The organism is Sphingorhabdus sp., assembly GCF_046292425.1.
Taxonomy (GTDB): domain Bacteria; phylum Pseudomonadota; class Alphaproteobacteria; order Sphingomonadales; family Sphingomonadaceae; genus Sphingorhabdus_B.
On sequence record NZ_JBKBQV010000021.1, the window covers coordinates 16,166 to 40,059 of the forward strand.

Here is a 23,894-nt window from a genome sequence, read left to right on the forward strand (position 1 = left end):
TGAACGATTATCGACGCTACCCCGCAATTACCGATCAAAACGGAACGTCATCGTCCAGGTCATTGTCAAAATCGCCACCGCCGAAGCCCGACCCGCCGCCGCTGCTTCCACCGCCGCCAGCGCCCCAGTTGTTGCCGCCTGACGAACCGCCGCCAGATGCGCCACCGCTCCAGCCTTCGCCGCCGCCTGAGCCACCCTTGGCGCCATCAAGCATCACCAGCTTGCCATCAAAGCCAGCAACCGAAATTTCAGTGGTGTAACGGTCGTTGCCCGATGCATCCTGCCACTTGCGGGTGCGCAACTGGCCCTCGATATATACCTTGCTGCCTTTTTTCAGGAACCGTTCGGCGACGCCGACCAGTCCGTCCGAATTGAGCACTACGCTGTGCCATTCGGTTCGCTCTTTTTTCTCGCCAGTGGTGCGGTCTTTCCAATCTTCTGAAGTCGCGATCCGCAGGTTGCAAATGCGTCCGCCATTCTGGAATGATTTGACCTCAGGGTCCGCGCCTAAATTGCCGACGATAATGACTTTATTGACGCTTCCCGCCATGTTCCTGTCCTCTAATGCAAAAGTTCTTGTTGGCCTGCTATAAGCCGAAGGAACGCGCTGTCCAATATGTTATCCCGGCCGCGGCATAAGCCAGCGCAAAAAGATAAGTGACCATGAAGATGGGCCATTTCCAGCCATTGGTTTCGCGACGCGTTACGGCGATCGTGGAAATGCATTGCGGGGCAAAAACAAACCAGGCGAGAAAAGCCAATGCGGTAGCAAGTGACCAATCGGCAGCCAGCTTTGGTCCAAGGCTGGTCGCCGCTGCATCTTCATCTGCCGCATCAATGGCATAGACCGTCGCCAACGCAGACACCGCAACCTCGCGCGCCGCCATGGCCGGGATCAATGCCAATGCAATGTCATGATTGAAACCGATTGGGCGGACAATGGGTTCAAGTCCGTCGGCAATTCTTCCCGCGACTGAATATTCCACTTGCGAGATATTGCTGCCTTCGGGTGCCTTGGGAAAGCTCAGGAGCGCCCACAAGATGATGGTGGCCGCAAAAATAATCGTGCCTGCGCGGCGTAAAAACACCCAAGCACGCTGCCACAGGTTGATTGCAATATCTCCCGGGCGGGGCCATTGGTAGCGTGGCATTTCGATCAGGAAGCTGCTCGTCCGGCTTTGCGTTACAAAGCGCTGAATTACAGCCGCCGCCAACATCGCGCCCAAGATACCCGCGATATAGAGGCCAAACAGGACAAGGCCCTGCAAGCCAATCCCCGGCCCAACCGCGGACGCAGGGATAAACGCGCCGATGATCACGGTGTAGACCGGCAGGCGCGCGGAACAGGTCATCAGCGGCGCAATCAATATTGTCGCCAGCCGCTCCTTTTGAACCATGATCGTGCGCGTCGCCATGATGCCGGGAATCGCGCAGGCGAATGATGACAATAACGGGATGAAACTGTGTCCCGACAGACCCACCGCCGCCATCATCCGGTCCATTACAAACGCGGCGCGCGTCATATAGCCCGAAGCTTCAAGCAACAGAATGAACAGGAACAGGATCAAAATCTGCGGCAGGAACACGATGACTGAACCTACGCCTGCAATGACGCCATCGGTCAGAAATGAACGCAGCAGCCCGTCTGGCAATGCACTTTTTATACCGTCGCTCAAAAACGCAAAACCGCTTTCGATCCAGCCGATGGGCGCTTCGGACCAGCCATAGACCGCCTGAAACATCAGGAACAACAACGCTAGCAAGATAATGACGCCGCCCACGGGATGCAGCAGGACCGCGTCCAATCTGCGAGTCCATTGACGACCAGCCGTCTCACTTATGATGGCCGAGCGCGCGATTTCGCGGGCGCGCTGATTTTGCGCGCCAAAGGATGCAGCGACTGGCTCCAGCTTTGAACGCGGGTTTTTGATCTCATGATCAAGTTGGGCCATCAACGGTTCAAGTCCGCGGCGACGCACAGCGACCGTCTCAATGACTGGAACGCCAAGTGCATGCGCCAGAGACTGTGAGTCCAGTTGCAGGCCATCGCGTTCCGCAAGGTCGATCATATTCAGCGCGACCACTGTAGGCAGGCCCTGCGCAATCAGTTCAAGCGCAAAGCGTAAATGATTGTCGAGATTGCCCGCATCAAGAACGATCACCAATGCGTCCGGCCGTCTATGGCCTTCCAACTTGCCCAGCACAACATCGCGAGTGACGGCTTCGTCAAGGCTGTCGGGATCAAGACTATACGCACCGGGCAAGTCGATCATTTCAACCGGGCGGCCATCGGTAAAAGACGCCCGGCCGGATTTGCGTTCAACCGTTACACCCGGATAATTGGCGATTTTCTGCCGCGCACCCGTCAGCGCATTAAACAACGCGCTTTTGCCTGCATTGGGGTTGCCAACCAAAGCGACCAGAGGTGGCATTTGAGTCATGCCGATAGTTCGCAATCAATCGCAGCTGCGACATTGGTGCGTAGAGCAACCGTCATTCGGCCAACACGGACCGCGAGCGGATCACGCCACATCAATATGCCCCTGTGCATCGCCTCGACCGTCACACCGGGTTCAAAGCCAAGCGAACGCAAACGATGCCCCTCTTGGTCGGGCAAGGCATCCCAATCAATGGTCCGAATAACCGCAATTTGGTTCAAGGGAAGATGGTCAAGTTGCACAGGCGCTATTTGCAACCGATTCGCATTAACATCAATAGCGATTTATGTCAGCGCGCCGGATAGCGCAGGCGGCCAATGAAGCGTGACAGGCTTGGAGTGTATTCCGTCCGTTTTTTCGCCTGAAACTTGGCCTTTTCAAATTGCATGACATTTTCGATCCGACGGTCGAGAAAGGCGCGCGTATCCGAAAAGTTGTCGCTGTCATCATTGACGAAAACGCTGAGCGTGCTCGCGTAGACTGCCGAAAGCGTCAGGCGCTTTGTATAATGGTTGAAGTCGCTGGCCGTGTCCCCGGCCAGACGCCACATGCGATCGGCCGAGCGCCATCCGATCTTTGCGGCCTTGGCCACATTTTGCGGCATGGCCATGATTGCAAGCGCGCGCCGCAAGGATTCGCGGTCCGGGGCCATAATCTCCAGCCGTGTCGCGACCAAAGCAGTAATGCGGTCGCGAATTTTCATCGCGTTGAGCATATCAGCTGGCAAGCGGCGTGCGAGTTCCAGATCAATACCCTCAACCCAGGCGTCAATCAAATCGATGGTTTTGCCCTTGAACGCCAGCAAAGCGACGTCACGGTCAACGCCGACCTCATCTGCTGCTGCATGGACGGCGGCGTCGGACCATCCATCAAAGCCAGCGTGACGGCCAATGACCGGGGCAAGTGCGACGCGGATTTCGTCAAGCGTCGGGTCGGCAGGGAGAGCATTTTCGGGCATGTTTTATATGTAGTGGTTCGATGCCCACAAGAAAAGGTCTATTGCTTTCGCACCAGCACCAAGGCGATCATAACGAGCGCGCTTCCTGTAAAATCCATTGCCGTCAGTGTTTCACCAAAGGCGAGCCAGCCCGCCGCCGCCGACAATGCGGGTTGCAGGAGCAACGCGAGTCCAATGACGAGTGGGCTGAAATGCGGGAGCGCATAAGTCAGACAGCCTTGGCCGAAAAACTGGGAAGTGAAGGCGAGCAGGATAACTGGCCACCATGTGTCGGGAATGATCTGCTCACCCGCAAACACAGCAGAGGCAAAGAGGACGACCGCCGCGACGGCGCTGGCCATGCCAAGTGCGCCCCAGCTTTCGGTATTCTGCCGCACTTTCATCATCAGCAATAGATAGACAGTGTAGGCAAGCCCCGCGCCAAGCGAGAGTATATCGCCCGTGAAATGGCGTGGCGACAGTTCAAGGCTCTGCCCCATCAACAACGCAGCGCCCACAAAGGCGAAAAGCACGGCAATGCTTTCCCATTTCGTTGGCATTTTGCGCGCGACGACCACGCCGTAAATCACCAGCAACAGGCTGGCACAATTCGCGAAAAGCGTGGCATTGCCCAATTTGGTCTGAAAAATGCCGATATGCCACAGGATGATGTCAAAGCCGAAAAACAGGCCAGCTATGATAGCGAGGGACAGGGTTGGCCGATTGACAGCCGAAAGGCGGAAGCCAAACCGATAACCGACGAACAGCAAAAAGGGCGTGGCGAGCGCCAGGCGCCAAAACCCCGTCGCTATCGGTCCGCTGTCAGCAAAGCGCACGAGCAGGGGCCCAAAGGCAATCGCCACATTGCCCGCGATCAATGCCACAAAGGCGAGCAAGCCCGGCGATTGCTGATGGAAAATCTTCTGCTGCATAAACCCCCGTTGCATTTTGCAACTTTCATCCGCATCTTGGCGGCAAAGCAACGCCTTAATGACAGGAAATCGCATGACTGCAACTTTGTTCGACCCCATTCAGCTGGGTGCCATCTCCGCGCCCAATCGCATTCTCATGGCCCCACTCACCCGCGGACGCAGCGAAGGCGTGCATGTGCCGTTGTCCGATCTCAAGGCGGAATATTATAGTCAACGCGGCAGCGCGGGCCTGATTATCGCTGAAGCCACGGGCATTAGCCAGGAAGGCCTTGGATGGCCTTCCGCACCCGGCATCTGGTCCGAAGACCAGGTTAAGGCGTGGAAGCCAGTTACGAAGGCCGTGCACGATGCAGGTGGCCGGGTCATATTGCAATTGTGGCATATGGGCCGCCTTGTGCACCCCGATTTTCTCGGCGGCGCGCAGCCAGTCTCGGCCTCCGCCACCACTGCGCCGGGCTATGCCCATACTGCTGAAGGCAAGAAAGACTATACCGAAGCTCGGGCGCTCGACATCGCCGAAATACCGCGCATCATTGCCGATTATGTCCACGCCGCAAAAAACGCGATAGCCGCAGGATTTGACGGCGTGCAAATTCACGCAGCCAATGGCTATCTGATCGACCAGTTCCTGCGTGACAATACCAATCTGCGTACCGACGAATATGGCGGTCCCATCGAAAACCGGATTCGATTGCTGCGCGAAGTCACACAAGCTGTTGTCGGTGCTGTTGGCGCGGAACGGACATCAGTGCGCCTGTCGCCCAATGGCGAAACGCAAGGCGCTGATGATAGCAACCCAGTCGCTTTGTTCACCGCTGCGGCCGCCGCATTACAAGACATCGGCATCGCCTTCCTTGAACTGCGCGAAGTCAAACCCTATGGCAATTTCGGCCAAACCGATGTGCCGCGCGTCTCCCCGGAAATCCGCAAGGTGTTCAAAGGTCCCTTGGTATTGAATCAGGAATATACCAAGGAACTGGCTGATGAAGATCTTGCTTCCGGGCTTGCCGATGCGATCAGCTTTGGCCGTCCCTATATCAGCAACCCTGATCTGGTGAAGCGTCTGCGCGTCGGAGCGGAACTGACACCCGATAATTACAAGACATGGTATTCGCCCGGCGCGGAAGGATATACCGACTATCCCTTCCTTGAAAAAGCGGACGCATAAGGCATGATCGAGGCGGGGCTTGGCCTATATGCGATAGCTATCCCCGCCTTGTTGCTTGCTTTGTTGGCGACAGCAGAAGTTCTATGGCCGCGTCGCAAGCTGGTGCTTGGCCGGAAGCGACGGTGGAGGACTCATGCATTGTTCTTCGTCAGCAATGCCGTTTTAGGGCGGCTGCTGTCGTTTTTCGTTGTCATCGGCGTTGCCGCAACATGGGCAGAAACGAACCGGTTTGGCGCACTGAACGTAATCGCCCTGCCCCTTTGGCTTGAGGCTGTGATTGCCTTCATCGTCCTTGATTTCGCTGTCTGGTTTCAGCATCTGGCCATGCACCGCTCGCCGTTATTGTGGCGCATGCATGCTGTCCACCACAGCGACCGTGACCTGGACGTTACGACAGCTTTGCGGTTCCATCCTTTCGAGCTGATTGTCTCGACATTCTATAAATCTGCTATCGTCGCGTTGCTGGGCGTGCCGCTTGTTGTGGCGCTCGCATTTGAACTGTGGTTGAATGCAAATGCCCTGTTCAACCACAGCAATCTCCGTCTGCCCCGGAAACTGGACAGCGTATTGCGGTGGTTTCTGGTGACCCCGGATATGCATCTGGTCCACCACAGTACGCTGATGGACGAACAAAAGCACAATCTTGGCTTTGCCCTGACGATTTGGGACCGTTTGTTCGGAACATATCGCGCCGTATCAATCAGGGGTACCGACGGGCAGGACATAGGACTATCGGGAATACATGATGACAGCCCTTCCAGCTTCCTGTGGAGCATGAACCAGCCGTTGACGTAGCGGAATTCAGGGCCATCTTGACCCGCTTGATTTTCCGTCGCATTTTGACTCCGGGGGGAGTTAGACATGGCGAGAATACGCAGGATAATATTGGGCACAGTCGCGGTTCTCGCTGTTGGGGCAGGGCTTGCTTACGGGTGGCAGCAATATCGCGAAAAAAGCATCATGGACGATTCGCGCACGGCGCAGGCATCGTCGGATAGTGAAGTAACTTCAGGACCTGCCAATAAGCTACTTTGGGGCGATACCCATGTGCACACCGCCAATTCCATTGATGCCTTCGGCTTTGGTGTCAAACTGGGGCCAGAAGAAGCGCTGCGCTTTGCGCGCGGTGAAGAAGTCATATCTACTGGCGGGATGAAGGCGAAGCTGGAACGCCCGCTCGACTTTCTCGTCATTGCCGACCACTCTGGCGGTCTTGGCGCGACCAAGGCTTTATATGATGCGCCCGGGTTTCTGATCCGCGACCCGACGCTGAAACGCTGGCATGACGAAATGCATAAAGGGCCAGACGGCATGCAGCGCGTAACCGCTGAGCTCATCGACCGCGTCGGCCGCAACGACCTTCCCGCTGCACTGACCGACCCGGAAAGACAGCGCAAGACGTCGACCAATATCTGGACGGGCCATAGTTCACTTGTCGAACGCTATAACGAGCCCGGCAAGTTTACCGCATTTATGGGTTTTGAATATACGCTGATGCCCGGCGGCGGCAACAATCTGCACCGGGTCGTCATGTTCCGCGACGGCAAAAGCCGCACCGACAAGGTGCTTCCATACGACCCCGGCCAGGGCGACACGCCCGTCAGCCAGTTGTGGGACTATATGGAAAATTATGAAAAGGTCACGGGCGGCAGGGTTCTGGCCATCCCGCACAATAGCAATCTTTCCAATGGTATGATGTTTGAACTGGTCGGCCCCGACGGCGGCCCCATGACAGCGGAATATGCACGCCGCCGCGCCGCGCGCGAACCAGTGGCCGAAATCACCCAGATCAAGGGTGACAGTGAAGCACACCCGTTCCTGTCGCCCAATGACGAATTTTCAGGGTTCGGAACCGCTGGCTGGGACCTTGGCAATCTTACGATGCAGGCCAAGAAAAAAACGCAGGATTATGCGGGCGAATATATTCGCGAGGCCCTGAAGCGCGGCTTGGCCATTGAGGCGCGAACAGGTGTAAACCCTTATAAATTCGGCGTCATCGGATCAACGGACAGTCACACCTCGCTTGCCACGGCCGACGAAAACAACTTCTTCGGCAAGCATTCGGGCGGGGAACCCAATGCAAATCGTGCCATGCAGGCGCAAAATCTCGGCAGTGCTGGCGGACGTTTTGGCTGGCATTATCTGGCAGGTGGATATGCTGCGGTTTGGGCCACAGCCAACACTCGGGCCGCAATTTTCGACGCGATGATGCGTCGGGAAGTGTATGCCACAACTGGCCCGCGCATGACGTTGCGTTTCTTCGGTGGTTGGGACTTTGCCGACACAGATTTTTCCGGCGATTGGGTCAAATCGGGCTATGCCAGGGGTGTTCCAATGGGTGCAGACCTTAAGCCCGGCAATGGCGCGCCCAGATTCATGATATCTGCATTGAAGGACCCAATGGGTGCCAATCTCGACCGAGTTCAAATTGTCAAAGGATGGGTGAACGCGTCAGGCGCACTGCAGGAAAAAGTCTTTGACGTCGCTTGGGGTGATGCAGACAAGCGACCGAAGGGCAGCAATGGCAAAGTGCCCGCGGTGGGGGATACCGTGGACATTGCCAAAGCCTCCTACAGTAACAGCATTGGTGATCCGGAATTGCGTGTGGTGTGGACCGATCCTGAATTCGACCGCAACATCCGCGCATTTTATTATGTTCGTGTCATCGAAATTCCGACACCGCGCTGGGTATTATTTGATGCCTTGCGCTATGGCGCAAAGTTGTTGCCGGGCACGGAGCTTAAGGCACAGGAACGGGCATATTCGTCGCCAATCTGGTATAATCCAAAAAAGGGATAAGCGGTCCTATTCGGCCTCAATTTCCGCAAGGATCGGGTCGGGGTCTGCAATCCCCATCAACCGGCGCATGGCCAGCCGCGCCAGCCGCTGCGTTTCGGTTTTTCGCCGCGCTGCGGCCAAAGGTATCAACGCTGCCGGACGGGCAATTTCTGCGTCATAAGCGTCCGCAATTATGAGGCCAGCCCGTTCGGGCATGAAAGCTGCGCCATGAAATGGTCCAATGTCGAACCCCGCCGGCACCGCCCAGAAAAAGCGGTCACAATAGTCAAGATATTCCGGCCATTTCTGGTCACCCATAAGGTCCGCCCGCGAACATTTGATTTCGACGATGATGATCTCACCCTTGTTGGTGATGCCCATTAAATCGGCCCGGCGATTGTTGCGCAAACCCACCTCGGGCTGCACCATGATCTGGTTGCGCAGGAACAGGCGGGACACTCCACGCGCGACCGCCGTCGCGCCAGTGACTGAATATATCGAATCGGAATCCATATGCTGCGCTTAGAACGAAAGTAGAACATAATAAAGGCCCCATATCGGGGCCCTTATTGTCTGCACTGTCCCCTTTGATCAGCGATAAAAGATATGATTGTCGACGCTGCCAATCCGCGTCAGGCGCCATCCGGGTGATACATGACGGGCATGGAAGAACAATGCACCTTCTACCGGGCTTTTCCAGCTGTTGTTAAGTGCGATCTTGCTAATCGCGACAGCATGGCGCCAGTTCTTGCTACCCGTTGGGATGGGCGGCATATCTGCACCACGCACAAAGGAGAACTGGCTTTTCTGGAATACAACGCCGCACAATGTTTTCGGAAAGCGGCCGGAGTTCGCACGGGCCAAAACGACACGCGCCACAGCCAACTGGCCTGTAAGGGATTCACCCTTGGATTCGAAATATACTGCGCCGGCCAGGCAACGCTCTTCATGGCTTAAGCTATCGTCTACATCTTGCACGCGAACAAGTTCAGCCAAGGACGATGCCGAAATCATATCATCGTCGCTGTTGCTGTTAACGTCAGGAGAGCGGGGGTCCATCTTTGGCATGCCGCCATTGCCCGGAACGTAAATAATGTCGCCATTTTCGGCGAGGGTCGCCTTTACCTTGCCGCTTTTTGCCAGATCCAGCTGCGCCTGTTCGGCGGTGATCTGTGCAGCGTCAATAACGATGGTATTGGAATCTAATGATGTGTTTTGGTCATTACCAAAAGCAAACCCGGCGTCAGCAGCAATAACTGTAGCAACCAGGGTACAGGATACGGCCACCACAGAGGCAGCCCGGAAAAATTTCAACATTAATCATACATTAAAGCGGCGGCACCATCAGACGACACGGTATCTAATTGTTATTGTTCGTCTTTTGTTGCATCCGACTCGCGTGTTTGTCCGGTCACCCCATATGTGTCCCGTGCGACAACCTTCGCTCTTCGTTCATCGCGCATTTATGATGCGCCGCAGCAAAGTCAATTCAACGCAGCTAAAAGTCCGTCCAACCGTGCAGCGGATGCGACATCCAGTTCCAAAACCCATAAATCGGGATCCTGGACGCCACGTTTTTTCCAATAATTCTGCACAATAACATCGTTTCGGTCTGAAAGATCCACGTGTTGCCAACCGGATGTCCCGTCCAATGACGGGTAACGTTCGTATATGACCGGGTCAGCACCCCGAACCTGACCAATTAGCAGGATGGCGCCGGAAATCGCATCGCCCTTTTTCAGGACGGTTGCAAAGTCGCCTTCAGCTTCGATCAGGCGCTTGATGGCGGAAATGAAGACGCCGCTGGCAAGCCTTGGCTCGATCAAGCCGCGTCGCGCTCTTCGGATAGGGTCAACACGGCATACATTGCCGACGAATCTGCTGCCCCGCGCAACTGGGCGCGGAATTTTTCATCGCGGAACAGGCGCGAAACCTCGGCCAAGGCACGCAAATGCGATGCTCCGTCTTGCGCAGGGGAAATCAGCGCACACACCAAGTCCACTGGTTCGTCGTCTACGGCGTCGTAAGGCACTGGCTTTGCGAGCCGTGCAAAAACGGCCACTGGCATATCAATACCCGATACCTTGCAATGCGGGATGGCCGTTCCGCCGCCAAATCCCGTCGGACCAAGCCGCTCCCGCTCAACCATGCCGTCAAGCACGGCGTGTGGATCAACAAAATAATTCTCAGCCGCAATAGCCGATAAACGCGCTAGCAAGTCGGATTTGCTCGAGCATAAAAGATCGGCAGCGACAGCTCCTTCAACGAGCCTGGTAGAAAGTCGAATCATATTTTGTTCAAAAGCGCCGGGTTTACCGCCAGCACAATCCCTTGAATTGGTTTAGAAGATCATAAGATTTCAGCCGAGTTCTAAGGTGCAGATTTTGGTTCAACCCACCCGATCGTGCCATCTTCGCGGCGGTAAACCATATTATGGCGTCCAGTTCCAGTGTTTTTGAATAACAGGGCCGGTGTATTGCGTAAATCCATCAACATGACCGCATCGGAAACAGTTGATTCAGGAATATCAACGCTCATTTCCGCGACAATTACAGGGGCATCCGGCAGCGGCGTTTCTTCATTACCGTCGCCGGCATCAAACACCGTGTAAGCTGCTTCTTCCTGAGCCAACGCATATGCTGTCTGTACATGTCGGTCTTGCAACCGCCGCATGTAACGGCGCAATTGTTTCTCGATCCGTTCTGCCGCGCGGTCAAAGGCGATATGGGCATCCTGCGCTTCGCCGCGGCCTTTCAATACCAGGCCCTGCATCACATGCATGACGATGTCGCTGGTAAAACCGTCATGCGGCGCGCGGCCAAATGTTGCGTGAGATGACAGGGCTTTTGCGAAATATTTCTCGGATATGGATCCAAGCCGCGTTTCCACATGGGTCTGGAGTGCTTCACCAGTGTCGACCTGATGTCCTGAAACCCTGATGTCCAATGCCTGTCTCCTTTTGTTAAAGCGCTGACCCCGACTGGAGCCAAAGCGCGTCCTTAATCTTGGCGATAAATTCTGCATGCCGCGCCAGTTCTTCCGCCGAAGCAGAATGGGGGCGCGCAGGCCGAAAGATCCTCGTTATCTGAACGCTGCTAACGTCCATTTGGGCCATCGCTTTATCAGAAATATCATTGTCCGCGAGGCCAAGTCCAATTTGACGACCGCCGGTCAGTTCAATGTATAGCTGCGCAAGCAGTTCAGCATCCAGCAGCGCGCCGTGTTTTACGCGGTGGCTTCGGTCGATGCCATAACGCGTGCATAATGCATCCAGAGACAGCTTCGCACCGGGGTTCTTGACCCGAGCAAGTGCCACGGTGTCCACCATCCGGTCCATGGATACCGGCGCCCGCCCGCAATGGTTCAGTTCATGGTTGAGAAAACCGAAGTCGAAGCTCGCATTATGCGCAACGAGCGGGCTGTCGCCCAAAAACGCCAGAAGTTCATCCGCCTTTTCACCAAATGCGGGCTTATCGGACAGAAAACGGTCGGAAAGGCCATGCACCTGTTCTGCGGCCGGGGGCATTGGCCGCTGCGGGTTGAAATATGCATGATAATATTTGCCCGTCATCACCCGGCCGACCATTTCGATGCAGCCAATTTCGACCATCCGATCCCCGGTTGCAGGATCAAAGCCAGTCGTTTCGGTATCAAAGATTATTTCACGCATTCTGTGATCAGATGTGAGCCTCTTTAAGGGCTTATGCAAGACCCGCGCGCAGCTTTTTGACAAATGCACGTACATCATCGCGGGTTGCCGCCAAATCTTTGCCGGTATCGATCACATGGTCGGCCCGTGCGCGTTTGTCGGCATCATTTATCTGAAGTGCCAATATCTGTTCGAACTTGTCCGCCGTCATATTGGGCCGCGCGAGCACGCGTTCGCGTTGGGTAGGGGCGGGGGCGGAGACAACAACCACCACATCCACGCCGGTCGGCCCGCCTTTCTCAAAAAGCAGGGGAATGTCAAACAGCAGCATGTCAGCATCTTGATGTGATTGCAGAAAAGCCTGGCGGCGTTCGGCAACGGCGGGGTGAATGATCGATTCCAGCCGCGCCAGCCGGTCACGGTCCCCAAAGACTGCTGCCCCCAGCGCCTTGCGGTCAACACCGTCGGGTCCAGTCGTTCCGGGAAAGGCCGATTCAATGGCGGGCAACAAAGCGCCGCCTGCTTTTTGCAGATCATGAACCGCTGCGTCGGCATCGAATACCGGCACGCCTTCATCGGCGAACATCGCCGCTACTGCCGATTTACCCATGCCGATTGAGCCCGTAAGGCCAATGATCAGGGGCTTTTTCATGCGAGCAACAGCGCCCGCAATTCATCCTCGGCATCGTCGGGCGGGGCAACGCCAAAGAACAATTCAAAGGCGATAGCCGCTTGCCCTACAAGCATTTCAAGGCCGTCGACTGCTTCCAGATCACGGGCCCGCGCCGCCTTGAGCAATGGCGTCTCAATCGGCGCGTAGACAAGGTCATAGACGATAGCATGTTCGGGCAAAGGCGACAGGTCAATGTCCAGAGGTTCCTGCCCTGTCATGCCCAATGGGCTTGCATTCACCAGCAACGCTGCCTCCGGCAATCGGGCGTCAAAGCCAATCACTTTGCCCTTTAGCCCAAAATGCGCCAGCAATCCGGCGGCCTTTAACCCGTTGCGCGCCACCAGCACCACTTCCTCGATATCCGCTTGAGCCAAAGCAAAAAGCACCGCCCGCGCCGCACCGCCTGCACCAATGACAACAGCCGTTTCGCCGGCGATCGGTATATCCGCGATCGGACCATAAAAGCCGCCAGCGTCGGTATTGGTTGCAACAAGCGCGCCGGATTCATTGCGAAACACGGTATTGATCGCGCCGATGGAGTTACGCACCTCGCCGGGGTCGCTGACGAAATCGAGCGCGGCTATCTTGTGCGGAATGGTGATATTGCAGCCGCGCCAATCGGCGTCCGCTGCGCGCTGCGTAAAATAGCGCTCCAGGTCTTCAGGAAGCACATCATGCGCACGGTAGTCACCGACCAACCCCAGTTGCTTTAGCCAGAAATTGTGAATCAACGGCGATTTGGAATGCGATATCGGATGCCCGATCACTTCGGCATAATGTGTCATGTCGGTAAAAGGCCCCTTAACCGCAAATAATCAAGTACAGGAAGCAATGGCATCCCGATTATGGTGAACTGGCTGCCACTGACGCTGGTAAACAATTGCGCGCCTTCTGCCTCAATTCGGTAACAGCCGACACTATGGCGAATCGGCTCCCAATAGGCCTCAACATAATCGTGAATGAATCGCTCGCTCAAGGGGCGCATTGTCATCTGTGCCATGTCGACCACACGCCAGACCGGCGCGCCCTGTTCGCAGATGACCGCCGCGCTGATCAGCCGGTGGGCGGAGCCAGATAGCCGCGCCAAATGTGCACGCGCGTCATCTGGTGTTTCGGGCTTGTCGAAAATATGCCCGTCGGCACCGACGCAAATCTGGTCGCATCCCAAAACCAGCGCAGTTGGCATTTTGCGCGACACCTTGCGTGCCTTTGCTTCGGCCAATGCGTCCGCAATGTCCCGTGGCTTTGCGCCAGCTTCTGCTAGCGACGCTTTGATACTGTCCTCATCAACCTGCGCAGGGCACGCCTCGACCGATACCCCGGCAGCCTGCAGCATGGCTATTCGCCCGGCACTTTGTGAGGCGAGTACAAGCGTCACCTGCCAGCCGCCTGCGCTACTTCACGTTCGTTGAACAGGTTGATGATTGCCGCGGCGCTTTCCTCGATTGATCGCCGCGTGACATCCAGAACCGGCCAGCCATTATCAGCAAACATCCGCCGTGCATGCGCCACTTCGGCGCGCACCTTGTCCTCGTTGACATAATCGGTGTCAGGCGACTGGTTCAACGACAGCAAGCGGTTCCGCCGCACCTGAATCAACCTTTCGGCGCTGGTGACAAGGCCAATGACCATGGGATGTTTTAGCTGAAACAATATCGGTGGCGGGGGCGATTCTGGCACGATGGGAATGTTGGCAGTCTTATACCCGCGATTGGCCAGATAGATGCTGGTTGGGGTCTTGGATGTGCGCGATACACCGGCAAGCACGATGTCAGCCTCTTCCCAATTCTGCGCATTGATACCATCGTCATGCGCAATGGTGAATTGAATCGCTTCGACACGCTCAAAATAGGCCGCGTCCATCACATGTTGGCGGCCCGGACGCGCCTTTGCCTCTTGCCCGAGCATGTTGGACATCGCGTCACTCACCGCATCGAGCGCCGCAACTGCGGGCAAGCCCAAAGCCCGACACCTGTTTTCCAGCTTTCGACGGGTATCGCGATTGACCAAGGTAAACAGCACCAGGCCGGGGTTAGCTGCGACATCTGTCAATATTCGGTCCAGATGGCTTTCGGAACGCACCATTGGCCAGAAATGCTTGACCACATTCTCCGCGCCGTCAAATTGCGCCAGAGCCGCCTTGGCAATATTTTCCAGAGTTTCCCCAGTGGAGTCCGATAATAAATGCAGATGAAAGCGCTGGCTCATGCAGGACAGTCTTGTTGGCAGGCTGGGGATAAATCAAGGGACAAGTTTTGTGCGATGATATCTTCCCCATTGTCCTGATTTTGGCGCTCGATTCGACCACAGCTTACCCACAGGGGCAAGCCAATATGCACAGGCTGTGGATAATGGGGATGAATTTTACGACTCCTGCTCCAACCGCTTGTCCAACTGCGTCAAGTTGTTGGCAATATCCGCAAAAGCTTTTAAGGCTTGACCTATCAACAGCACATCATCTTTCATCATCCTTAATATAAATATATATTTTGATTGGAACCTGTTCCTTTATGTCAGCGCAAAGCCCGAAAAAATTGCTTAACGTCCTTCGGGGCAATCAAGAAGCTGTCCCGCCCATGTGGTTGATGCGTCAAGCGGGCCGTTATCTCCCCGAATATCGCGCGCTACGGGCGGAAAAGGGTGGGTTTCTGGCGCTGGCGTATGACAGCGACGCTGCTTGTGAAATCACCCTGCAACCGATCCGGCGGTTCGGCTTTGACGGTGCGATACTGTTTTCCGATATTCTCGTTATCCCGCATGCCATGGGTCAGGATTTGTGGTTTGAAACGGGCGAGGGTCCCCGGCTTGCTCCGCGTCTGGCGGAATCGCGTCTGGAAGATTTTGTGCCGGCCCCCGAAAGGCTTGCACCCGTCATCGACACTGTCCGCAAGGTATCTGCAGGACTGCCGCCCGAAACCACTTTTCTTGGCTTCGCTGGAAGCCCGTGGACGGTCGCTACATACATGGTGCATGGTCAGGGTAGCAAAGACCAGGCAGAGGCGCGCAGGATGGCCCATGCGGAGCCTGAGCGTTTTGGCGCACTCATCGAAGCGATCATTTCGGCTACAGTGAATTATCTTGGCGACCAGATTGACGCCGGCGTTGACGCCGTGCAGCTTTTCGACAGCTGGGCCGGGTCTTTATCGCCAGCGCAATTCAAAAAATGGGTCATTGCTCCGAACGCTGAAATCGTGCGCAGGTTGAAGGCGCGCAATCCGGAGGCCGTTATTATCGGCTTTCCCAAAGGCGCAGGCGGCAAGCTTGCGGCTTATGCGGAAGGAACGGGTGTCGACGCGCTTGGCCTTGACGAGACCGTTGACCCGCATTGGGCAAACCGCGAATTGCCAAAAGGACTGCCTGTGCAAGGGAATCTGGATCCATTGGCGCTAATCGCGGGTGGAGATGTGTTGAAGGACGCAGTGAACAATATCCTGAATGCCTTCGAAGATCGTCCACATGTCTTCAATCTGGGGCATGGGATCCTGCCGGATACGCCAATCGAAAATGTTGAGATGCTAATCAATCTGGTCCGCAAGGGTTAACCCATAAAGGCCGTTTTCATGACGGAAATTCTATCTGTGTTATATATCTGGCTGAAATCCGCCCACATCATTTTCGTTATTTTCTGGATGGCGGGATTGTTCATGATCCCGCGCTTCTTTGTCTATCATCAGGAAAGCGCTGAGGGCTCGGAAGAGGCCGCCAAATGGGTGGATCGGGAATCGAAACTTATTAAGATCATTCTTAACCCCTCCATCATCGTGGTCTGGCTGTTGGGCCTTCTGCTGGCCTGGCATATTGGTGCCATGGCCGATGGCTGGTTTCACGCAAAACTACTTTTTGTGCTTGGATTGTCGGCTTATCATGGCTGGGCCGTTGGCTATGCCAGGAAACTGTCGCGGGGCGAACGGCGGCTGACTGGCAAACAATTGCGCCTGTTCAACGAAGTGCCAGGCATTGCGTCCGCAATCATCGTGATATTGGTTGTCGCTAAACCTTTTTAAATAAATAACTTTCCTACACTTTGTTGGTTCTGGCATATGCGGGACGATGAAATATAACGTATCTCATGCCAAAGCGCGTCCCGGTTTAGATGGCCGGTGCAAAGCCGGGGCACACAGCGGTTTAAGTGAGACCTTAGTGTGACTTTTCAGATATTTTGGCACTCACTGATTGGCTGCATTTGATTGAGAACAGTTGACGGCACGCCGATCGCAGCGTATTTGCTTGTCCAAGCCCGTCCTGGGCATGAGGCGCGACAATAGCAATAACCGCGCCACCAACTTTCAATATTCAGCCGGTTGTCTTTCTAAAACCGGCCTTCACATCGGGCATATCGTCCATCTTTAATCGGGGCCAGTGGTCCTTCCAACGGAATTATCTATGCATTTAAAAGAGCTGAAGAGCAAAAACCCGGCTGACCTCGTATCAATGGCCGAAGAGCTTGGTGTCGAGGGTGCGTCGACCTTGCGCAAACAGGACCTTATGTTCGCGATCCTGAAAGAACTTGCCGAAGATGGCGAGCAGATCATGGGTCTTGGCACGATTGAGGTTTTGCCTGACAGTTTCGGTTTCTTGCGTTCGCCTGAAGCTAATTATCTGGCTGGTCCTGACGATATCTACGTTTCGCCTAACATGGTCCGCCAATTCGGTTTACGCACAGGTGACACCGTTGAAGGCGAAATACGCGCTCCAAAGGATGGAGAGCGTTATTTTGCCCTGACCAAGGTGATGAAGATCAACTTCGATGATCCCGATGCAGTCCGCCATCGCGTCAATTTCGACAATCTGACACCGCTTTATCCCGATTCAAAGCTGACCCTGGATTCGCTTGATCCGACCGTCAAGGACAAGTCAGCACGCGTGATCGACATCGTCAGTCCGCAAGGCAAGGGCCAGCGCGCCCTGATCGTTGCACCGCCGCGGACTGGTAAGACTGTCCTGCTGCAGAACATTGCCCGCGCCATTACCGAAAATCATCCAGAGGTGTTCCTGATCGTTCTTTTGATCGACGAACGTCCGGAGGAAGTGACGGACATGCAGCGTTCGGTAAAGGGTGAGGTTGTCTCTTCTACCTTTGACGAACCAGCAACACGCCATGTTCAAGTTGCTGAAATGGTTATAGAAAAAGCAAAGCGTCTCGTCGAGCACAAGCATGATGTTGTCATCCTGCTCGATTCGATCACGCGCCTTGGCCGTGCCTACAACACCGTAGTTCCTTCATCGGGCAAGGTGCTTACCGGCGGTGTCGATGCCAACGCATTGCAACGTCCAAAGCGCTTCTTCGGCGCGGCCCGGAACATTGAAGAGGGGGGCTCGTTGTCGATCATCGCAACGGCCCTGATCGATACCGGCAGCCGCATGGACGAAGTTATTTTTGAAGAGTTCAAGGGTACAGGCAACTCCGAAATCGTGCTGGATCGCAAGGTCGCTGATAAGCGTATCTTCCCCGCGCTTGATGTTGGAAAATCCGGTACACGTAAGGAAGAACTATTGGTAGAGGAAGGCAAGCTCAAGAAAATGTGGGTGCTTCGTCGTATCCTCATGCAAATGGGCACCATCGACGCGATGGAGTTTCTGCTCGACAAGATGAAGGATTCGAAGACCAACGAAGACTTTTTCGACTCCATGAACCAGTAAGCTGCGCTTGTGATAATCAAACATGCCCTGCTGCGTGTTAGCGATGGCAAGAAATCCCATTTTGAGGCTGCAATGGCTGAGGCAAGGCCGCTGATTGCAGCATCACCAGGTTTCATTGACATCGAGGTTCGCCCATCCGTTGAAGGTGCAGGAACCTATTTGTTGTTGGTCCGTTGGAATTCGGTTGCTGATCACCGTGATGGTTTTCGTACATCCAGTCGATATGAACAATGGCGCGGCTTGCTACACGATTTTTATGACCCTTTGCCCGAGGTTGGCTATTTTGGAGATCCTTTGTGATTGAATACTTGTTTGCAACCATAGCGGCGGCAGCACCGTCGCTCGGTGGACCGAGCGAAATGTGGCAGGCCATTGTCACCGATTTTTCTAACATCACTGAGCCATCTGCAATGGCGGCTTTTGCTCAAGTATTGCTCATCGATCTGGTGTTGGCAGGTGACAATGCCATCGTTGTTGGCGCATTAGCTGCCGGGCTTCCCGCCGATCAACGGCGCAAGGTTATCATCATCGGTGTACTGGCGGCGCTGGTGCTCCGTATCGCCTTTGCACTTGTCGTTAGCCAGTTACTCCAGGTCATCGGCCTCATCTTCATTGGCGGTTTGCTACTGATATGGGTTGCTTGGAAAATGTGGCGCGAACTGCGTCATACCGGGCAGTCGGCGGGTTCTCCGGAAATCGAAGGTGATGAATCGTCGGGTCTGCGTCCGGCCAAAAGTTTTGCAGGTGCGGCTTGGGCAGTTGCAATTGCTGATGTCAGCATGAGCCTCGACAATGTCCTCGCGGTCGCGGGGGCTTCGCGCGATCACCCGGGGATCATGATTGTTGGTTTGATCTTCGCGGTGCTGCTGATGGGTGTGGCAGCGAACATCATCGCAAAATATATCGAACGCTATCGCTGGATCGCCTATTTCGGGTTGGCGGTAATCGTCTATGTAGCCGGCAAGATGATCTACGAAGGCTGGGTGGACCCTGCAGTAGGCCTCGGAACACTTTTGGGCTGATTTTTAAAAGCTTATGGGCCGGACAGCGATCCGGCCCATTTAGTATCAACCCAGATGTTCGGTGAAAAATGCGGCCGTCCGTGAGTCGGCCAATTGTGCCCCTTCATTATCTCGCCGGTTGCCCATTTCGGCGGCAAAGCCATGGTCGAGACCTTCATAATCATGCAATGTCACCTTTGGGTGACTGCCAAGCCCAGCATGAATCGCCGCCTGTGCCTCGGGTCCGACAAAATGGTCGGCTGTAGGTATATGCAGCATAAGCGGATTGGCGATGGCATGGCTTTCATTCAGCATCTGGTCGATCATCACGCCATAATAGCCGACGGACGCGCTGATATCGGTCCGCGTCGCAGCCATATAGGCGAGCCTTCCGCCTAGGCAGTAGCCCACGCACCCCACCTTCTCGACTGGGACGTGGCCAGACAGGCCCTTGCGGATGGCGTGAATCACAGCCTCAATATCACGCACACCGTCATCGGCATCATATTGTCCGAAATAGCCAAATGCTTCCTGAAGCTCGGTCTCAACGTCGGGGTTCAACTCAACGCCAGGTGCAAAGCGCCAGAAGATGTCTGGCGCCACCGCCAAATATCCCGCCGCTGCCAGCAGATCACATTTCTGCCTTATGCCTGCATTTACACCAAATATTTCCGGTATCACGATTATGGCTGCATGTGCATCAGCCGCAGGCGCTGCCAAATATGCTGGAAATACGGCGTCTTCACCCAGCGCGTCAATCTTCACCATCTCACCCATATTCTGCTCCTTGGCGGACATTCTCCGCAATTGCGTGATTCGACTAAGTCTTTATAGTGAGTCCATTGGCAAATAGGAGGGCGCGGCCCATGAAGATGAACATTGAAATCGATTGTTCGCCCGAAGAGGCCCGGGCATTGCTGGGCTTACCTGATGTGACAAAAGCCAATGAGGCCTATGTCGAAAAGGTTACGAACCTTCTGAACGGTGCTGGCGGGATTGACCAGTTGCAGGAACTTGGAAAGCAGATCGCGCCAATGGGTCAAATGGGTTTGCAATTATTTCAACAACTTATCGAGACAGGGGCCAAGGCAGCCATGTCAGGCATGAACAATAAAGATAAAAAATAGGCGTTCATGCCAACCGCTGACACCATTTTCGCGCTGTCCAGCGGCGCGCCGCCTGCTGCCATTGCTATCGTTCGGGTGAGTGGTGCCGCAGCATTTGACGTCGTTCGCGGACTGGCAGGACGCGTACCTGCTGCGCGGCGTGCGTCTTTATGCGTTCTGCGGTCGCCAGAAAACAAAGAGTTATTGGACCAAGCGCTTGTGCTGGTTTTTCCCGGGCCTGACAGTGCGACGGGCGAAGATTTGGCCGAGCTTCACCTACACGGCGGCCGCGCAGTGGTACGGGCGGTAGAAATTGTCATTAATGCATTTGAAGGCGTAAGGCAGGCGGAAGCGGGAGAATTCACGCGGCGCGCCTTCGCAAATGGCCGCATGGACTTGAATGAAGCCGAAGGGCTGGCTGACCTTTTGTCAGCCGAGACCGAATGGCAACGCCGCTCTGCCAGTTTGATGTTCGGCGGCGCATTTAGCACGGCGATTGAAACTTTCCGGCAAGAGGTTTTGCACCTTTCAGCACTCACCGAAGCCGAGCTCGATTTCTCTGATGAAGGCGACGTCGAAACGCAGAATGACAAGGCCATTAAAAGCAGCTGCCAGAGCTTGCTGCACCGTATCGAGCGCATCATTAGCAGTCCGCCGGCTGAGAAGTTGAAGGACGGGCTTCGCGTCGTCTTGGGCGGTCCGCCAAATAGCGGCAAGTCAACTCTCTTAAACGCTTTGGTCGATCGTGACGCCGCGATCGTGTCTGACATCGCTGGAACAACGCGCGATATGATTGAAGTGCCTGTCGGAGTTGAGGGGATTGCCTTGCTGTTTACAGATACTGCGGGCCTTCGTGATGACAGCGCGGACGTGATCGAACGTATTGGTATTGATCGAAGTCACGCAGCAATGCGGCAGGCAGATATTGTATTGTGGTTAGGCCCCACGGGCGCGGGACCGGATCATCCGAACCTGATTGAAGTTGCAACGAAGAGTGACGTGGATGTCGATCCTAAACCCGGGGCGGAAATTGCCGTTTCGGGCATAACAGGCGACGGAGTGGCCGAACTGCGTCATCTGGTTGCCGAGAAGGCGAAAACCCTGTTGCCACCACCCGACGAATTCGCAGTAAATGCACGACAGAGATTATTTTTGACCGCGACGGCTGCTGCACTTGCCGCGTGCCGGGAGTCTGATGACTGGTTGATTATCGCAGAAAATCTACGGCTCTCGCGCCGGGCACTCGATGATCTGACTGGCCGTGCGCATACCGAGGAACTGCTTGATAACATCTTCGGAAAATTTTGCGTCGGCAAATAGTGTTTCACGTGAAACACTTTGCTGGTCTTTTTTGACCACGACCAATTGTTCGTCTATGCGCGAACGATGAAGACCGATTTTGATATCATTGTCGTGGGCGGCGGCCATGCAGGCACAGAGGCTGCGGCGGTAGCAGCACGCATGGGTTTGCGCATTGCGTTGGTCAGTTTTGACAAGGGCATGATTGGCGCAATGTCTTGCAACCCGGCGATCGGCGGGCTCGGCAAAGGCCATCTGGTGCGTGAAGTTGACGCGTTTGACGGATTAATTGGGCGTGCAGCCGACGACGCAGCGGTTCATTACCGCATGCTCAATGCTTCAAAGGGTGCAGCAGTCCAAGGTCCCCGGATTCAGGCTGACCGGAAGCTGTTCAAGGCGTCAATTCAGCGACAGCTTGCAGAACTGTCCAACGTTCATATTATCGAGGCTGAGGCGGGAGCGCTCCACTTTCGACCGAACGAACCCACACGAATCGCCGGCTTGGTGCTTGGTGATGGCTCCATCGTTACGTCGGCAGCGGTAGTGCTTGCAACCGGTACGTTTCTGGGTGGCAAGTTGTTCCGGGGCGAAGAGCGGCTTGAAGGCGGCCGCGTTGGTGAAGCCTCTGCGATGTTGCTGTCGCAGCAGTTGCGCGGTGCTGGCCTACCGATTGCGCGACTGAAGACCGGCACGCCGCCGCGGTTGGACGGGCGCACGATTGACTGGTCCCGTTTGGAGATCCAGCCCTCTGACAATGACGACTGGACAATGTCATCGATGAGAACACGCCGGATCGTGCCGCAACTATTTTGCGCGATGTCGCGCACCAATGCAGAGACTCACGATATCATACGTTCGGGCTTGCATCGTTCGCCTCTTTTCGGTGGTGACATTGAGGGTAGGGGTCCACGATATTGTCCGTCCATCGAAGACAAAATCTTTAGATTTGGGGACCGTGAAGGGCATCAGGTATTTTTGGAGCCCGAAGGGCTTGATAGTCATTTGATATATCCCAACGGAATATCGACGTCACTCCCCACGGATATCCAGCAGGCGATGGTGCGTACGATGACCGGTCTCGAAAAGTGCGTTATAGAGGTTCCGGGTTACGCAGTAGAATATGACTATATCGATCCACGCTGCCTCAATTCCAACCTGGCCGTACGTGGGTTTGAAGGCCTGTATTGTGCGGGTCAAATCAACGGCACTACGGGGTATGAAGAGGCAGCCGCCCAAGGGCTTGTGGCGGGCATGGGTGCAGCTTCACGCCACCTGGGTCAGGATATGCCTAAGATTGATCGCGCAAATAGCTACATCGCCGTCATGATCGACGATTTGACCTTGCAGGGCGTTACCGAGCCTTACCGAATGCTTACTGCACGGGCGGAATACCGCCTCAGGCTTCGGTCAGACAACGCGCCTTCACGGTTAACTCCGCTCGCTATCGCGGTGGGAGCAGTGGGGTCACAGCGCGCAGCGGCTTTTCAGCAGCGATCAATCCAACGCGACAATTTGCTCAAGCGGCTTAACAGTCAAGTAAGCGCGGACGCCCTGATCAAGCAGGGGATTGCGGTAAAGCAAGACGCAGGTAGAATGTCCGCGTTCCAATGGCTGCGCTTTCCGCAAGTGTCTATTGGGCCACTTTTGGGAAAGGATGTTGCCGCTAGCTGGGCAAAGGACCTTCTTTTGGAGGTCGAACAGGATGGTCGCTACGCGCCATATCTTGCACGGCAAGACGCGGAAATTGGAGAGGTCAGCGCAAATGAGCTTATTCAGCTTTCTACTTTGACTGATTATCGTGCGATCTCCGGCCTGTCGAACGAGATGGTCGAGAGGTTGGAGACCGCCAAGCCTGAAAGTCTGGCAGCGGCATCGCGTATTAGGGGCATTACGCCAGCAGCGCTTGCTGCAATCCTGGTTCATGCCAAGCGCTCACGAGCATCGGCAGTGGAGGCGGCGTGAACGAGGCGGATGCAATCGCGTGGCTGGAGCGGAATGCGGGTGTTTCACGTGAAACAATGCTGGCGTTGAAAACGTTCGTGGCTTTTCTGAACCGGGAAGCCCAGAGCCAGAACCTGGTTTCTGCCTCGTCGCTAGAACAAGTTTGGGCCCGACACATCGTCGACAGTGCCCAGCTTTTGCAATATGTCGATTTATCCAGACCCAGCGTTAAATGGTTGGATCTTGGATCGGGTGCGGGTTTTCCTGGCCTTATTGTTGCGTTGTTGACGAACTTTCATGTCACGCTTGCCGAATCTCGCGCACGACGGATT

Annotated in this window: 28 protein-coding genes; 12 read left to right on the plus strand and 16 right to left on the minus strand. The window is 55.3% G+C overall.

Annotated features, from left to right (window positions below):
* Positions 1-34 precede the first annotated feature (34 nt).
* Genes ssb through ACK4S7_RS06295 form a run of 5 tightly spaced genes read right to left on the minus strand, consistent with a single transcriptional unit; the run spans position 35 to position 4,307 of the window.
* On the minus strand, positions 35-550 hold the full coding sequence (gene ssb, locus ACK4S7_RS06275) for a single-stranded DNA-binding protein (protein WP_409645184.1): 516 nt from the start codon (positions 548-550) through the stop codon (positions 35-37).
* Between the two features lie 37 nt (positions 551-587).
* On the minus strand, positions 588-2,441 hold the full coding sequence (locus ACK4S7_RS06280) for a ferrous iron transporter B (protein ID WP_409645185.1): 1,854 nt from the start codon (positions 2,439-2,441) through the stop codon (positions 588-590).
* Positions 2,438-2,680, minus strand: coding sequence for a ferrous iron transport protein A (locus tag ACK4S7_RS06285; RefSeq protein WP_409645186.1), 243 nt, complete (start codon positions 2,678-2,680; stop codon positions 2,438-2,440). Before ACK4S7_RS06285 ends, ACK4S7_RS06280 begins: the two co-directional genes overlap by 4 nt.
* 47 nt (positions 2,681-2,727) lie before the next feature.
* On the minus strand, positions 2,728-3,396 hold the full coding sequence (locus ACK4S7_RS06290) for a COQ9 family protein (RefSeq protein WP_409645187.1): 669 nt from the start codon (positions 3,394-3,396) through the stop codon (positions 2,728-2,730).
* 38 nt (positions 3,397-3,434) lie between these two features.
* A complete protein-coding gene (locus ACK4S7_RS06295; RefSeq protein ID WP_409645188.1) occupies positions 3,435-4,307 on the minus strand; it encodes a DMT family transporter in 873 nt (290 codons plus the stop codon).
* A 73-nt stretch (positions 4,308-4,380) separates the two neighbouring features.
* Here ACK4S7_RS06295 and ACK4S7_RS06300 point away from each other — a divergent pair, with 73 nt between their 5' ends.
* The 3 genes from ACK4S7_RS06300 to ACK4S7_RS06310 all read left to right on the plus strand — a co-directional run bounded on the left by ACK4S7_RS06300 (position 4,381) and on the right by ACK4S7_RS06310 (position 8,274).
* Positions 4,381-5,475 carry an alkene reductase gene (locus ACK4S7_RS06300; RefSeq protein ID WP_409645190.1) on the plus strand — a complete coding sequence of 365 codons (1,095 nt, stop codon included), beginning with the start codon at positions 4,381-4,383 and terminating at the stop codon, positions 5,473-5,475.
* Between the two features lie 3 nt (positions 5,476-5,478).
* Complete coding sequence (locus ACK4S7_RS06305; RefSeq protein WP_409645192.1) at positions 5,479-6,270, plus strand: sterol desaturase family protein; 792 nt, start codon at positions 5,479-5,481, stop codon at positions 6,268-6,270.
* A 66-nt stretch (positions 6,271-6,336) separates the two neighbouring features.
* The gene (locus tag ACK4S7_RS06310; protein ID WP_409645194.1) at positions 6,337-8,274 is read left to right on the plus strand and encodes a DUF3604 domain-containing protein; all 1,938 of its coding nucleotides are present in this window, start codon (positions 6,337-6,339) and stop codon (positions 8,272-8,274) included.
* A gap of 6 nt (positions 8,275-8,280) precedes the next feature.
* Here the strand turns inward: ACK4S7_RS06310 and ACK4S7_RS06315 are convergent, their stop codons facing one another.
* From ACK4S7_RS06315 to ACK4S7_RS06360, 10 genes are all read right to left on the minus strand, one after another.
* A complete protein-coding gene (locus tag ACK4S7_RS06315) occupies positions 8,281-8,766 on the minus strand; it encodes an MmcB family DNA repair protein (RefSeq protein ID WP_409645196.1) in 486 nt (161 codons plus the stop codon).
* Between the two features lie 78 nt (positions 8,767-8,844).
* Positions 8,845-9,570, minus strand: a complete 726-nt coding sequence (locus tag ACK4S7_RS06320) for a cell wall hydrolase (protein WP_409645197.1) — start codon at positions 9,568-9,570, stop codon at positions 8,845-8,847.
* A gap of 167 nt (positions 9,571-9,737) precedes the next feature.
* Positions 9,738-10,079: a DUF1491 family protein gene (locus ACK4S7_RS06325; protein WP_409645198.1), complete on the minus strand. Its 342-nt coding sequence runs from the start codon at positions 10,077-10,079 to the stop codon at positions 9,738-9,740.
* Positions 10,076-10,543: a PTS sugar transporter subunit IIA gene (locus tag ACK4S7_RS06330; RefSeq protein WP_409645199.1), complete on the minus strand. Its 468-nt coding sequence runs from the start codon at positions 10,541-10,543 to the stop codon at positions 10,076-10,078. Before ACK4S7_RS06330 ends, ACK4S7_RS06325 begins: the two co-directional genes overlap by 4 nt.
* Positions 10,544-10,623: 80 nt before the next feature.
* The gene (gene hpf / locus ACK4S7_RS06335; RefSeq protein WP_409645200.1) at positions 10,624-11,199 is read right to left on the minus strand and encodes a ribosome hibernation-promoting factor, HPF/YfiA family; all 576 of its coding nucleotides are present in this window, start codon (positions 11,197-11,199) and stop codon (positions 10,624-10,626) included.
* 16 nt (positions 11,200-11,215) lie between these two features.
* Positions 11,216-11,923, minus strand: a complete 708-nt coding sequence (gene dnaQ / locus ACK4S7_RS06340; protein ID WP_409645201.1) for a DNA polymerase III subunit epsilon — start codon at positions 11,921-11,923, stop codon at positions 11,216-11,218.
* 31 nt (positions 11,924-11,954) lie between these two features.
* The gene (coaE, locus tag ACK4S7_RS06345) at positions 11,955-12,554 is read right to left on the minus strand and encodes a dephospho-CoA kinase (protein WP_409645202.1); all 600 of its coding nucleotides are present in this window, start codon (positions 12,552-12,554) and stop codon (positions 11,955-11,957) included.
* Positions 12,551-13,360: a shikimate dehydrogenase gene (gene aroE / locus ACK4S7_RS06350; protein WP_409645203.1), complete on the minus strand. Its 810-nt coding sequence runs from the start codon at positions 13,358-13,360 to the stop codon at positions 12,551-12,553. Before aroE ends, coaE begins: the two co-directional genes overlap by 4 nt.
* Positions 13,357-13,953, minus strand: coding sequence for a Maf family protein (locus ACK4S7_RS06355; protein WP_409645204.1), 597 nt, complete (start codon positions 13,951-13,953; stop codon positions 13,357-13,359). Before ACK4S7_RS06355 ends, aroE begins: the two co-directional genes overlap by 4 nt.
* Entirely contained in the window at positions 13,950-14,783 is an 834-nt protein-coding gene (locus ACK4S7_RS06360) for a pyruvate, water dikinase regulatory protein (protein ID WP_409645205.1), read from the minus strand. Before ACK4S7_RS06360 ends, ACK4S7_RS06355 begins: the two co-directional genes overlap by 4 nt.
* Before the next feature lie 302 nt (positions 14,784-15,085).
* On the opposite strand from ACK4S7_RS06360, the gene hemE reads away from it, so the two are divergent.
* From hemE to ACK4S7_RS06385, 5 genes are all read left to right on the plus strand, one after another.
* A complete protein-coding gene (gene hemE, locus ACK4S7_RS06365; protein WP_409645206.1) occupies positions 15,086-16,117 on the plus strand; it encodes a uroporphyrinogen decarboxylase in 1,032 nt (343 codons plus the stop codon).
* Positions 16,118-16,135: 18 nt separating this feature from the next.
* On the plus strand, positions 16,136-16,579 hold the full coding sequence (locus tag ACK4S7_RS06370; RefSeq protein ID WP_409645208.1) for a CopD family protein: 444 nt from the start codon (positions 16,136-16,138) through the stop codon (positions 16,577-16,579).
* A gap of 379 nt (positions 16,580-16,958) precedes the next feature.
* Positions 16,959-18,215, plus strand: a complete 1,257-nt coding sequence (gene rho, locus ACK4S7_RS06375) for a transcription termination factor Rho (protein ID WP_183942086.1) — start codon at positions 16,959-16,961, stop codon at positions 18,213-18,215.
* A 9-nt stretch (positions 18,216-18,224) separates the two neighbouring features.
* Positions 18,225-18,515 (plus strand): antibiotic biosynthesis monooxygenase family protein, encoded by a 291-nt coding sequence (locus ACK4S7_RS06380; protein WP_409645209.1) that lies wholly within the window; start codon positions 18,225-18,227, stop codon positions 18,513-18,515.
* 59 nt (positions 18,516-18,574) lie between these two features.
* A complete protein-coding gene (locus ACK4S7_RS06385; protein WP_409645222.1) occupies positions 18,575-19,237 on the plus strand; it encodes a TerC family protein in 663 nt (220 codons plus the stop codon).
* 45 nt (positions 19,238-19,282) lie between these two features.
* On the opposite strand, the gene ACK4S7_RS06390 is transcribed toward ACK4S7_RS06385, so the two are convergent.
* Positions 19,283-19,993, minus strand: a complete 711-nt coding sequence (locus tag ACK4S7_RS06390) for a dienelactone hydrolase family protein (protein ID WP_409645210.1) — start codon at positions 19,991-19,993, stop codon at positions 19,283-19,285.
* Between the two features lie 89 nt (positions 19,994-20,082).
* Here ACK4S7_RS06390 and ACK4S7_RS06395 point away from each other — a divergent pair, with 89 nt between their 5' ends.
* From ACK4S7_RS06395 to ACK4S7_RS06410, 4 genes are all read left to right on the plus strand, one after another.
* A complete protein-coding gene (locus ACK4S7_RS06395; protein WP_409645211.1) occupies positions 20,083-20,343 on the plus strand; it encodes a DUF6489 family protein in 261 nt (86 codons plus the stop codon).
* A gap of 6 nt (positions 20,344-20,349) precedes the next feature.
* The gene (mnmE, locus tag ACK4S7_RS06400) at positions 20,350-21,642 is read left to right on the plus strand and encodes a tRNA uridine-5-carboxymethylaminomethyl(34) synthesis GTPase MnmE (RefSeq protein ID WP_409645212.1); all 1,293 of its coding nucleotides are present in this window, start codon (positions 20,350-20,352) and stop codon (positions 21,640-21,642) included.
* A gap of 66 nt (positions 21,643-21,708) precedes the next feature.
* The gene (gene mnmG / locus ACK4S7_RS06405) at positions 21,709-23,583 is read left to right on the plus strand and encodes a tRNA uridine-5-carboxymethylaminomethyl(34) synthesis enzyme MnmG (protein WP_409645214.1); all 1,875 of its coding nucleotides are present in this window, start codon (positions 21,709-21,711) and stop codon (positions 23,581-23,583) included.
* Positions 23,580-23,894: RsmG family class I SAM-dependent methyltransferase (locus ACK4S7_RS06410; RefSeq protein WP_409645216.1), on the plus strand; the 315-nt coding region annotated here is incomplete at its 3' end. The genes mnmG and ACK4S7_RS06410, both read left to right, overlap by 4 nt.